Source organism: Bordetella petrii (assembly GCF_020991325.1).
In the GTDB taxonomy this organism is placed as follows: domain Bacteria; phylum Pseudomonadota; class Gammaproteobacteria; order Burkholderiales; family Burkholderiaceae_B; genus Bordetella_A; species Bordetella_A petrii_E.
On sequence record NZ_JAJMLX010000133.1, the window covers coordinates 1 to 12250 of the forward strand.

General features: G+C 67.5%; 9 protein-coding genes. All 9 read right to left on the reverse strand.

The window, feature by feature from the left end; translation table 11 throughout:
* Positions 1–317, reverse strand: a 317-nt coding sequence (locus LPZ50_RS14280; protein ID WP_230662134.1) for a FecR/PupR family sigma factor regulator, incomplete at its 3' end; no start/stop codon positions are given.
* Complete coding sequence (locus LPZ50_RS14285) at positions 314–871, reverse strand: sigma-70 family RNA polymerase sigma factor (protein ID WP_230662135.1); 558 nt, start codon at positions 869–871, stop codon at positions 314–316. The genes LPZ50_RS14285 and LPZ50_RS14280, both read right to left, overlap by 4 nt.
* A gap of 176 nt (positions 872–1047) precedes the next feature.
* A complete protein-coding gene (locus tag LPZ50_RS14290; protein WP_230662136.1) occupies positions 1048–2535 on the reverse strand; it encodes an efflux transporter outer membrane subunit in 1488 nt (495 codons plus the stop codon).
* The gene (locus LPZ50_RS14295; protein WP_230662137.1) at positions 2532–5651 is read right to left on the reverse strand and encodes a multidrug efflux RND transporter permease subunit; all 3120 of its coding nucleotides are present in this window, start codon (positions 5649–5651) and stop codon (positions 2532–2534) included. Before LPZ50_RS14295 ends, LPZ50_RS14290 begins: the two co-directional genes overlap by 4 nt.
* On the reverse strand, positions 5648–8737 hold the full coding sequence (locus LPZ50_RS14300; RefSeq protein ID WP_230662138.1) for an MdtB/MuxB family multidrug efflux RND transporter permease subunit: 3090 nt from the start codon (positions 8735–8737) through the stop codon (positions 5648–5650). Before LPZ50_RS14300 ends, LPZ50_RS14295 begins: the two co-directional genes overlap by 4 nt.
* Positions 8734–9993 (reverse strand): MdtA/MuxA family multidrug efflux RND transporter periplasmic adaptor subunit, encoded by a 1260-nt coding sequence (locus LPZ50_RS14305; protein WP_230662139.1) that lies wholly within the window; start codon positions 9991–9993, stop codon positions 8734–8736. Before LPZ50_RS14305 ends, LPZ50_RS14300 begins: the two co-directional genes overlap by 4 nt.
* 121 nt (positions 9994–10114) lie before the next feature.
* Positions 10115–10867: a cell division protein ZapD gene (gene zapD / locus LPZ50_RS14310; RefSeq protein ID WP_230662140.1), complete on the reverse strand. Its 753-nt coding sequence runs from the start codon at positions 10865–10867 to the stop codon at positions 10115–10117.
* A gap of 40 nt (positions 10868–10907) precedes the next feature.
* Positions 10908–11552: a dephospho-CoA kinase gene (coaE, locus tag LPZ50_RS14315; protein ID WP_230662141.1), complete on the reverse strand. Its 645-nt coding sequence runs from the start codon at positions 11550–11552 to the stop codon at positions 10908–10910.
* An 81-nt stretch (positions 11553–11633) separates the two neighbouring features.
* A partial coding sequence (locus LPZ50_RS14320) for a prepilin peptidase (RefSeq protein WP_230662142.1) occupies positions 11634–12250 on the reverse strand: 617 nt, incomplete at its 5' end.

The following is a 12250-nucleotide window of genomic DNA, read 5'->3' on the forward strand; positions in this document are numbered from 1 at the left end:
CAGCCCGTGGCGGCGGCTATCAAGGTGCCCAGCACCACCCGCCGCTGGCGCCGGGGCCCTTCGGCCGCGGCCTTGCCGAACGCCCGCACGGCGGTTTCGCGCTGGGGGCTGGCCTGCAGCGGCTCGAAACGCCTGCCCACATGTTCCACGTAATGCCACGCCTGCCGATGTTCGTCGGCCCCTGCCAGCCATTGCCGCCACTGCTCGCGGTCGGCCGCCGAGGCCTCGCCGGATCGCAGCAACGCAAACCACTCGGCCGCCTGCTCCATCACACAATGGGAAGGCGCCGGCCCGGACTGCAATGTCCCGGCGCTCACGGCGCGGACGCCTGCCACGCCGCCGGGCGGGATTCGGCAATAGCGCGCGCCTCCAGCGTCATGCAGCACAGCATGGCTTTGGCGACGTACTTGCGCACCATGCGCGACGACACCCCCAGCGCCTGGGCCACCTCGTTATCGGTCATCTCGCACGCCACCGCCATCACGAACGCCTGCGCCGCATTGGGCGCCAGCCCCCGCAACATGCTATCGATTTCGTTCAATGCTTCCAGCACCATGGCCTGATGCTCCGCCGACGGGACCACGGGTTCCGGGCTTGCGGCCAGGGCTTCCAGCCAGGCTTCTTCCAGATTGCGCCGGCGCCACAGATCGACACACAGCCCGTTGGCCATGGTCCGCAGATAAACGCGTGCCCGGGGCGCGTCCTCGAACTTCAACGGACGGACCAACAGCCGCATGAACGCGTCATGCGCCAGGTCGGCGGCATCGGCCGCATTGCCCAGGCGCCGGTGCAGCCACTGGTACAGCCAGCCGTGATGGCTACCGTACAGATGCTCGAATTCCCGCGATGGATTTTCCCCAGTGCTTGCCATCCTGGCCGCCCCTGTGCTCCGCGCGCACCGTAATGCGAACGGTTATCAATATTAATCAGGGGGCATTATGGCCCGTGCCGCAATCCACTGCAAGCCATGGCCGGGGGCCGGGCACCCGGCCATATCTGCGGAATCCGGTGTCAGACACGCAAGGTGTCTGACACCCACTACCGCCGTCATTGCGCGGCGGCCGCCTGCCCTTCCTGCGCCGCCTGCTCTGCTTCAAGCCCCTGCCATCCGCCCCCCAGCGCCGCGATCAGTTGCACGCTGGTGGTCAGCCGGCTGCCCATCAGGGTCAGGGCGCTGCGCTCGTTGTTCAGCGCGCTGGTTTCCAGAACGGCTACGCTCAGGTAGTCCACCAGCCCGGCTTCGTACTGGTTGCGCGCCAGCCGCAGCGCCTCGCGCGAGGCTTCCAGCGCGCGCCGCTGCACGATCTGCTCTTGTTCCAGCACGCGCAGCTGGATCAGGTAGTCTTCCACTTCCCGCAGGGCGCCCAGCACGGTTTGGCGATACGCCGCTGCCTGGGCGTCGTAGGCCGCGCGCGCCTGCTCCAGCTGCGCCTCGCGGGCGCCGCCGTCGAACAGGGTCAGGGCCAATGCCGGCCCCAGCGACCAGAAGCGCGCCGGCGCCGTCAGCCATTCGGAAAACTGCCCACTGCGAAAGCCCCCGTCGGCGCTCAGCACCAGATCCGGGAACCAGGCCGACTGCGCCACGCCGATCTGCGCATTGGCCGATGCCGCGCGGCGCTCGGCCGCCGCCACGTCCGGACGCCGTTCAAGCAGTTCCGACGGCATGCCCGCTGGAATCTGCGGCACCGCCTGGCTGAAGGCCCGCGCCGGCAACGCGAAACGCGACGGCGCCAAGCCCACCAGCACGGCGATGGCGTGTTCAAACTGCCCGCGCTGCCATTCCAGGTCTACCAGCTGTGCCCGGGCGTTTTCCAGCTGGGCCAGGGCCACCGACACGTCCGACTTGCCCGCCACCCCTGCCTGATAGCGGTTCTGGGTCAGCGTCAGGGAACGTTCGTACGCCTGCACGGTGGATTCCAGCAGGCGCTTCTGCTCGTCCAGGATGCGTAGCTGGAAGTAGTTCTGCACCAGGGCCGACTGCGCGCTCAGGCGCGTGTTGGCCAGGTCGGCCTGGCTGGCGTCGGCTTCGGCCTGGCTGGCTTCCACATTGCGGCGCACGCGGCCCCATAAATCCAGTTCCCAGCTGGCCGTGCCGCTCAGGTTGTACTGATTGCCCACGCCGGAGCCCGTGGCGCTGCTGCCGCCGCCCGCGCGCGTGGCGCCGGCATTGGTGCCCACGGTGGGAAAGAACGCGGCGCGCGCGCCCTGCACCAGCGCCTGGGCCTGCCGGTAGTTCGCCTCGGCCTGCGCGATGGTCAGGTTGGACGTATTCAACTGTCCCATCAGGCCGTCCAGCGTGGCGTCGCCATACACGCCCCACCACTCGCCGCGCTGGGCCGCATCGCGCGGCTGCGCCGGCTTCCAGCCGGGCTGCGACCGTACTTCTTTGTAGGCCTCGCCCAGGTCGATGTCGGGCCGCTGGTAGTCGGGGCCCACCGTGCATGCGGCAAGCACGGCGCAGCACAGCGCCGACAGCGCGCAGCGGCGCAAGCGGGAAAAAGGCACAGGCGAAAGCGTTACGAAAGCGCGGGTCATGGGCGTTCTACATCGGGTGGAGGGCTGCCGCCGTGGCGCGCGTCGCGGCGGCGCTGGGCCCACAGGCGGAATCGGTCCAGGTACAAATAAACGACGGGGGTCGTGTACAGCGTCAGGATCTGGCTGAGGATCAGGCCGCCCACGATGGTAACCCCCAGCGGCTGGCGGATCTCTACCCCGGCGCCGGTGGCCAGCACCAGCGGCAAGGCGCCGAAAATGGCCGCCAGCGTGGTCATCATGATGGGCCGGAAGCGGGTCAGGCAGGCCTCGAAAATGGCGTCGCGCGGCGACAGGCTGCGCCGCCGCTCGGCATCCAGCGCGAAGTCCACCATCATGATGGCGTTCTTCTTCACGATGCCTATCAACAGGAACACACCTATCAGGGCAATTAGCGTGAACTGGCTGCCCACCAGCATCAAGGCCAGCAGGGCGCCGATACCGGCCGACGGCAGGGTCGACAGGATGGTCAGCGGGTGCACCCAGCTTTCGTACAGTATGCCCAGCACAATGTACATGGCCACCAGGGCCGCCAGGATCAGCCAGGGCTGCTGGCTTTGTATCTGCTGCTGGGCCGCGGCGGTGCCCAGGAAGCCCGCCTGGATCTGGTCCGAAGGCAGCCCGATGCGCGCCACGGCCTGGTCGATGGCCTGCAGCGCCTGGTCCAGCGATACCCCCGGAGCCAGATTGAACGAAATATCGTCGGCGGCGAACAGGCCGTTGTGCTGCACGCTGAGCGGCGCATTGCCGGTTTCGAAACGCGCGAACGCGGCCAGCGGCACGCGCTGCCCGTTTTGCGTGATGACATGCACCTGCTGCAGCGACTGGGCGTCCTGGGCGAAGCGCTGGTCTACCCCCATGACCACGTGGTACTGGTTCAGCGGCCCGTACATCACCGACACCTGCCGCTGGCTGAACGAATTGTTCAACACCGCGGAAATATCCGACATGCTGATGCCCAGCCGCGTGGCCGCCTCGCGGTCGATCACCAGTTCAACCTGGCGGCCCTTGTCTTCCACGGTGGTGTCCACGTCGGTGATCTCGGGCAGCGCGGCCATGGCCTGCTGCACCTTGGGCATCCAGGTGCGCAGCAACGACAGTTCCCCCGCCAGCAGCGTGTAGTCGTACGAACCGCTGCCACGCCCCCCGCCCAGGAAGATATCCTGCTGCGGCACCAGGAACACGCGCGCGCCCGGCGTATTCTGCAGGCTGCCGCGCAGGCGGTTCACCACATCGGCGGCGGTGGCCTGGCGTTCGTCCTGCGGCTTGAGCTGGATCATCATGAAGCTGCTGTTGCTGCCGCCGCGCCCGCCCGCGTGCACCGTGATGCTGGCCACCGCCGGGTCGGCCAGGATCACCTTGCGGAAATATTCCAGCTTGGGCACCGTGGCCTGGAACGACGTGCCCTGGTCCACCCTAAAGAAACCCAGCAGCTGGCCGGTGTCCTGCTGCGGGAAAAAGCCCTTCGGCACCACGGCATACAAATACACGTTCAAACCTATGGTGGCGGCCAGCAGCAGCAGCATGATGCGGCCATGGGCCAGGGCCCACGACAGGCTGCGCCGGTATTGCCCCAGCATCGCCTCGAAGCCGCGCGCCACCGCGGCGGACAGGCGGCCGGGCCGCTGACGGGCCGGCGCCTGGCGATGCAGCAGCCGCGCGCACATCATGGGCGTCAGGGTCAGCGACACCACCAGCGACACCATGATGGCCGCCGACAGCGTCACCGCGAACTCGCGGAACAGGCGCCCCACCACACCCCCCATCAGCAGGATGGGAATAAAAACCGCCACCAGCGACAGGCTCATGGACAGCACGGTGAAGCCCACTTCGCGCGATCCGCGCAGCGCCGCCCGCATGGGGGAAGCACCCTGCTCGATATGCCGCATGATGTTCTCGACCACCACGATGGCGTCGTCCACCACGAAGCCCGTGGCCACGATCAGCGCCATCAGCGAGATCGTGTTCAACGTGAACCCGCACAAGTACATGATGCAGAAGGTGCCGATCAGCGATACCGGCACCGCCACGCTGGGAATCAGCGCGGCGCGCCAGTGGCGCAGGAACAGCAGCACCACCAGCATCACCAGCGCCACGGCCACCACCAGCGTGATCTCGGCCTCGTGCAGCGACGCCCGGATACTGGGGGTGCGGTCTTGCGCCACGATCAGGTCCACGTCGCCGGGCAGCAGCGCCGACAGCTGCGGCAGCTGCGCGCGCACGGCCTCGACGGTTTCAATGATGTTGGCATCGGCCTGGCGCCGCAGAATCAGCAGGATGGCCTTGCTGTCGTTGTAATAGCCCGTCTGGAACAGGTCTTCCACCGAATCTTCCACCGTGGCCACGTCCGACAGCCGCACCGGCGAGCCGTCGCGCCATGCCACGATCAGGGGCCGGTACTGCTCGGCGCGCTCGAGCTGGTCGCTGGCCATGATCTGCCAGTGGTATTGGTCGCTTTCCACCACGCCCTTGGGGCGATTGGCGTTGGCCTGGGTCAGCGCGGTGCGCACTTCGTCCAGCGACACCCCGCGGTTGGACAGCGCGCCGGGTATCAGGCTGACGCGCACGGCGGGCAAGGAACTGCCTCCCACCGTGACTTCGCCCACGCCGTTCACCTGCGCCAGTTTCTGCGCCACGATGGTCGAGGCCAGGTCGTACAGCTTGCCCTGGCTGCGGTTCTCGGACGTCATGGCCAGCACCATCACGGGGGCCGACGACGGGTTCACCTTGTGATACGTGGGGTTGCTGCGCAGCCCCGTGGGCAGCAGCGAGCGCGCCGCATTGATGGCGGCCTGCACGTCGCGCGCCGCGCCATTGATGTCGCGGCTCAGGTCGAACTGCAGCGTAATGCGCGTAGAGCCCTGCGAATTGCGCGAGGTCATCTCGGTAACGCCTGCGATGCTGCCCAGCGAGCGTTCCAGCGGCGTGGCCACGCTGGACGCCATGGTCTCGGGGCTGGCCCCCGGCAGGCTGGCACTGACCGAAATAATGGGCAGGTCCACTTCCGGCAGGGGCGCCACCGGCAGCAGCCGGAACGCCAGCAGCCCCGCCAGCACCAGGCCCAGGCACAGCAGTACCGTGGCAACCGGGCGAACGATGAACGGGGCCGACAGGATCATGGCTGCGGCGCGGCGGCGCGCGGGCGCCCACGGCGCGCCAGGCGGTCGAACATCAGGTAGATGACCGGCGTGGTGAACAGCGTCAGCACCTGGCTAAGCAACAGGCCGCCCACCATGACCAGGCCCAGGGGCTGGCGCAGTTCGGCGCCGGTGCCGGTGGACAGCATCAGCGGCAGGGCCCCGAACAGCGCTGCCAGCGTGGTCATCAGGATGGGGCGAAAGCGCAGCAGCGCCGCCTCGTGGATGGCCGCGCGCGGATCCAGCCCGCGCTTGCGCTCGGCCTCCAGCGCGAAGTCGATCATCATGATGGCGTTCTTTTTCACAATGCCGATCAGCAGGATGATGCCGATGATGCCTATCATGTCGAGCTCGGTGCCGGTGATAAGCAGCGCCAGCAGCGCGCCCACCGCCGCCGAGGGCAGCGTGGAAAGAATCGTGATGGGATGGATATAGCTTTCGTACAGCACCCCCAGCACGATATACATGGTGACCACCGCCGCCAGGATCAGCCACAGCGTGCTGGACAATGAATTCTGGAAGGCCAGCGCCGCGCCCTGGTAGCGGGTTTCAATGCCGGCCGGCATGCCGATATCGGCCTCGGCCGCCTCGATGGCCTGCACGGCGTCCGACAGCGACGCGCCCGGCGCCAGGTTGAACGACACCGTGGCCATGGGGAACTGGTCAAGGCGGCTGATGGCCAGCATGGTGCGGCCCTGCGAAATATGCGCCACCGTCGACAAGGGCACCAACCCGCCGGATTCGGTGGCCAGGTGGATCTGGCCCAGCGATTCGGGCGATTCCCGGAACTGCGGCAGCACTTCCAGCACCACGCGGTACTGGTTCGATTGCGTGAAAATCGTGGATATCAGCCGCTGGCCGAAAGCGTTGTACAGCGCCTCGTCGATGGCCGATGTGGAAATGCCCAGCCGCGCGGCCGCGTCGCGGTCGATTTCCACCCAGGTCTGCAGACCGTCGTCCTGCAGGTCGTGGGCCACGTCGGCCAGTTCGGGCAGTTGCGCCAGCCGGTCCACCAGCCTGGGCGCCCATTCGGCCAGCACGGCGATGTCGGGGTTCGACAGGGTCATCTGGTACTGCGTGCGGCTGATGCGGTCTTCGATGGTGAGGTCTTGCACGGGCTGCATGTACACCCGCATGCCCTGCTGTTCACCCAGGGCGTCCTGCAGGCGCTGCGTAATGGCGGCCAGGTCGCCTTCGCGCTGGTCGTGCGGCTTCAGGGCGATCTGCATGCGGCCGGTGTTCAGCGTGGCATTGGTGCCGTCCACCCCGATGAACGACGACACCGAGGCCACGTCCGGGTCTTGCAGCACGATGCGCGCCGCCGCTTCCTGGCGCTGCGCCATGGACGTGAACGACACCGACGCCGGCGCCTGCGTAATGGCCTGGATCAGGCCGCTGTCCTGTTGCGGGAAAAACCCCTTGGGAATGGCGATGTACAACAGCACGGTCAGCACGAAGGTGCCCACCGCCACCAGCAAGGTCAGCGGCTGGTGTTCCAGCACCCAGCGCAGCATGCGGTCGTAGTGCGCAATGACGCGGTCCAGGAAACCGCCTATGGCCTGATGGAAACGCCCATGCCGTTGTTCGGACTCGGGCCGCAGCAGGCGCGCGCACATCATGGGGGTGAGCGTCAGCGACACCACCAGCGAAATCAGGATGGACACCGCCAGGGTGATGGCGAACTCGCGGAACAGCCGCCCCACCACTTCGGTCATGAACAGCAGCGGGATCAGCACCGCGATCAGCGAGAAAGTCAGCGAGATCAGCGTGAAGCCGATCTGCGCCGCGCCCTTCAGCGCCGCCTGCAGGGGCGTTTCGCCCTGTTCCAGATGGCGCGCGATGTTCTCGATCATGACGATGGCATCGTCCACCACGAAGCCCGTGGCGATGGTAAGCGCCATCAGGGTCAGGTTGTTGATGCTGAAGCCCGCCAGGTACATGATGCCGAAGGTGCCGATCAGCGACAGCGGCACCACCACACTGGGAATCACGGTGGCGGTCAGGCTGCGCAGGAACAGGAAGGTCACCATGACCACCAGGCCCACCGCCAGCAACATCTCGAACTGCACATCGGCCACCGATTCGCGGATGGTCTGGGTGCGGTCGGACACGATGGTGACGTCCAGCGTGGCGGGCAGCGCGCTTTTCAGCTGCGGCATCATGGCCTGGATGCGGTCCACCACGTCGATGACATTGGCGCCGGGCTGGCGCTGCACGTTCAGCAGAATGGCCGGCTTGTCGCCCGCCCAGGCGGCCTGGCGCACGTCTTCGGCGCCCTGCACGGCGCGCGCCACGTCCGACAGCCGCAGCGGCGCATTGTTGCGGTAGGCGATGATCAGGTCGTTGTAGTCGGTGGGCGACTTGAGCTGGTCGTTGGCATCGATGGTGGTGGAACGCTCGGGGCCGTCCAGGTTGCCCTTGGGCTGGTTCACGTTGGCGCCCACCACCGCCGTGCGCAAATCGGCCAGCGACATGCCCGCCGATGCCAGCGCCCGCGGGTTCACCTGGATGCGCACCGCCGGACGCTGGCCGCCCGCTACGCCCACCAGCCCTACTCCGGGCACCTGCGACAGCTTCTGCGCCATGCGCGTGTCGACCAGGTCGCGCACCTGGGGCAAGGGCATGGTGGGCGAGGTAATGGCCAGGGTCAGCACCGGCGCGTCGGCCGGGTTCACCTTGTTGTACACCGGCGGCACCGGCAGATCGTCGGGCAGCAAATTGGACGCGGCATTGATGGCCGCCTGCACCTCTTGCTCGGCCACGTCCAGCGGTAGTTCCAGGCTGAACTGCAGGGTGATCACCGATGCCCCGCCCGAACTGGTGGACGACATCTGGTTCAGGCCCGGCATCTGGCCGAACTGGCGTTCCAGGGGCGACGTCACCAGCGAAGTCATGACGTCGGGGCTGGCCCCCGGGTACAGGGTGACGACCTGGATGGTGGGGTAATCGACTTCGGGCAGCGCCGATACCGGCAGCAGGCGATACGCGATAAAACCAGCGATCAGGATGGCCACCATCGACAGCGTGGTGGCCACCGGCCGCAGGATGAACAGGCGTGACGGGCTCACGGCGCCTGGTTGGCTCGCTGGCCGGCCCGCGCCGGCGAACCCGCGCCCAGCGTTTCACCGGGCGTGGCGGGGATGACGGTATCGCCAGTTACCACATTGACCTTGGCCCCGGCGCGCAGGCGGTCGGTGCCTTCTGTGACCACTCGGTCGCCCGGCACCAGGCCCTGGTTCACGGCCACGCGGTCGTCGTTGATGGCCCCCAACTGCACCTGGCGCACTTCCACGGTGCTGTCCTGCTTGACCATGAACACGAACGCGCCGGCCGAGCCCTGCTGCACGGCCGCGGTGGGAATTACCGTGGTGTCGTCGCGCGTTTGCACCAGCAGCCGCACATTGACGAACTGGTTGGGAAACAGCAGTTCGTCGGCGTTGTCGAAGCGCGCCTTCAGCTTCACGGTACCCGTGGCCGTATCGATCTGGTTGTCGATGGTTTCCAGCGTGCCGGTGGCAATGGCCTGGGTATCGGTGCGATCGTAGGCCTGCACTTGCAGGGTGCGCCCGGCGCGCACCTGCGCCAGCACTTCGGGCAATTGGGTCTCGGGCAGCGAGAACACCACGGAAATCGGCTGGGTCTGGGTAATGACCACCAGGCCTTCGGTATCGCCGGTGGACACCAGGTTGCCGGGGTCTACCTTGCGCAGGCCCAGCCGCCCGTCGATGGGCGACGTGATGCGGGTATAGCCCAGTTGCAGCTTGGCGTCGTCCACAGCGGCCTGGTCGATCTTCTGGGTGCCTTCGTACTGGCGCACCAGGGCGGCCTGCGTATCCAACTGCTGGCGGGCGATGGAATCCTGCTTGTACAGCGTTTGGTAACGCTGCAGATCGCGCCGCGCATTGGCCAGCAGCGCCTGGTTCTGTTGCTGCTGGCCCTGCGCCTGGGCCAGCGCCACTTCGTACGGGCGCGGGTCGATCTGCGCCAGCAGTTCGCCGGCTTTCACGCGCTGCCCTTCGGTGAAGGCCACCTTGACCAGTTCGCCGTCGACCCGGCTGCGCACCGTGACGGTGTTGTAGGCGGTGACGGTGCCCAGCGCGCGCAGCACGATGTCGATGTTCTGGGTGCTGGCCTGCGCCACGCGCACCGGCACGGGCATGTCGGGCGCCATGGCGCCGCCGCGCCCCATGCGCTGCTGCGGCGCCTGGCCGCCGGGCTTGAACACCAGCCATGCGGCCAGGGCTGCGGCCAACAGTAGAACAATGATGACGCCCAGGCGGCGCTTGTTGCGAGGCGTCGGCGGGGCGGTTCGGGTTTCGGGCATGGGTATCGGGCGCAGACTGCGGGAGCCGCTATTGTCCCCCAAGTGCGCCCGTTTACAGCGCCGGCCGGCCCGGCCTGAAATACACCGCAACAGGAATCAGGCCGCCTGGCGGTTCAGCCCGCTACGTGCTGCACAGTGACATCTGGAAACCGATATCCCGGGCCACCTGCTGGGGCTTGGCGTCGCCATCCTGCTGCGAAAAGCGGATCCATATCATGTACTTATTGGCGCTGATCTCGGGAAACACCCCCTGGGCGGGGTCGATCCAGACGCGCAGCAGCTGGAACAGCTTGCCCGCCAGCATCTGCTGGTACGCGCCCTGCTCGGCCAGGATATCGCCCCGGCGGCCCGATTCGCGCAGCAGCCGCAGCGCCATGGTGACGGCATCGTTCAAGGGGCGCAGCGCCGCCATCCACAATTGAAGGTCGGCGCAGCGATCGGGTTCGGGCTTGTGTTGCCAGGCATGGTAAGACGGCATGTCGACCTGCGTGGCGCCGCCCGGCACGGCCAGGCGGCCGCGCAGGCTGACCAGCCATTCGTTTTCACGCAGAGGCTGGCCGGCGCGGCCCTGGGCGGTCAGGGCGCCCACGGTGCGCTCCATTTCCACCAGCATGCCTTCCAGGGCATCCTGGGCCACGCCGGGGTGGTCGCGCAGCGCCGACAATGCCACGCGCTGGCGTTCAAGGTCTTGCAGCACCGCCGTCTTGGTATCGGTACGCTCGGTGGCATCCAGCACATCGAATAAAGTGGCAACCGCGATCTGGTGATGGCGCGCGTCGCCCTCGCGAGCAAAATAGAACAGTCTGTCGAACAGATATTCCAGCCGCAGGTACGCGCGGACACGCTCGTTGAAGGGATATTCGTAAAGAATCACGCTATATACAGGCCTGTTGCTAGTCGGCCCGCGGGCCGGGTTATTCAGGAGCACCGGCCGCGCAGGGCGGCGACCGGCGTGGTACCGCCGCCAACTGGCACCAGTGGTCGTGCAGAGCCTTTGCCCGCGCGCGCAACTGCTGCGCAGTGGTGGCGCCATCGTTGACAATGACGTCATCCGCTGCCTCGAGCCGGGTGGCCCGCGCGGCCTGTGCCGCCATGATACGCCGTATGGCAGCCTCCGTCAGCCCGCTGCGGGATTGCACCCGGGCAATCTGGGTGGCGGGGTCGCAGTCCACCACGCAGATGCGGTCGACCCGGTCGCGCCAGCGTCCCGATTCCACCAGCAACGGCACCACGTACACCAGGTAGGCGCCCCGCGCGGCCGCGGCCGCGCGCTCGGTGTGCTGGCCGATCAGGGGATGCAGAATGGCTTCCAGCCGTGCCCGGGCATCGGGCTGGCGAAACACCAGGTCGCGCATCCAGGCGCGGTCCAACGCACCGTCGGGCGCCACCGCGCCGGCGCCGAACGCAGCCTGAATGGCGGGCATGGCCACCCCGCCCGGCGCCGTCAGGTCATGCGCGATGGCATCGGTGTCGACCACCGCCGCGCCCCATTCGGCCAGCATGTCCGCCACCCGTGTCTTGCCGGAACCAATGCCGCCGGTCAGGCCGATTTTGTACATAGCCGGTGTCTCGTGAAAACATTGCATGCCACCCGAGCATACCCGCAAGTGGCGCAAACCAGTGCCGGGCGCCCGTTCAGTTCAGAACCAGCCCGGCCGGCCCGATGCAAACAGCATCACCACGCCGGCCAGCGCCAGGTAGGGCCCGAAGGGCAACGGCTGGCCGCGGCGCGCCTGGCCGGTCAGGCGCAGCACCCCCGCCCCGGCCACGCCCACCAGCGAGGCCACCAGCAGCAGGCCGGGCAAGGCCGCCAGGCCGAACCAGGCCCCCAGCGCCGCCAGCAGCTTGAAATCGCCGTATCCCATGCCTTCGCGGCCGGTAAGCAGGCGGAACATGTGGAACAGCAGCCACAGGAATACATAGCCCACCACCGCGCCCAACACCGCCAAGGGCAGGGGCGCCAGCGCGCCGGCCAGGTTCACCAGCAGGCCCACCCAGGCCAGCGGCAGGGTGATGGCGTCGGGCAACAGGCTGGTCTGAAGATCGATCCAGGCCAGGGCCAGCAGGGCCGCGCACAGCCCCATGGCGCACAATGCCAGCGGCGTGGGGCCGAAGCGCCAGGCGCACAGGGCGAACAGCAGCGCCGTCAATAATTCAGTGGCGGGATAACGCCAGCCGATGGCCTCGCCAAAGAAAATGCCCGCCACCGCGATCACCAGGATCAGCATGGGCGCCAGCGAGAACACCATGTACAAGG

What these genes read in the sequence shown, in the direction of transcription:
- LPZ50_RS14295 (WP_230662137.1), bottom strand. Translation starts at nt 5,651, where the DNA reads ATGATCCTGTCGGCCCCGTTCATCGTTCGCCCGGTTGCCACGGTACTG.
- coaE (WP_230662141.1), bottom strand. Translation starts at nt 11,552, where the DNA reads ATGTACAAAATCGGCCTGACCGGCGGCATTGGTTCCGGCAAGACACGG.
- LPZ50_RS14305 (WP_230662139.1), bottom strand. Translation starts at nt 9,993, where the DNA reads ATGCCCGAAACCCGAACCGCCCCGCCGACGCCTCGCAACAAGCGCCGC.
- LPZ50_RS14290 (WP_230662136.1), bottom strand. Translation starts at nt 2,535, where the DNA reads ATGACCCGCGCTTTCGTAACGCTTTCGCCTGTGCCTTTTTCCCGCTTG.
- LPZ50_RS14285 (WP_230662135.1), bottom strand. Translation starts at nt 871, where the DNA reads ATGGCAAGCACTGGGGAAAATCCATCGCGGGAATTCGAGCATCTGTAC.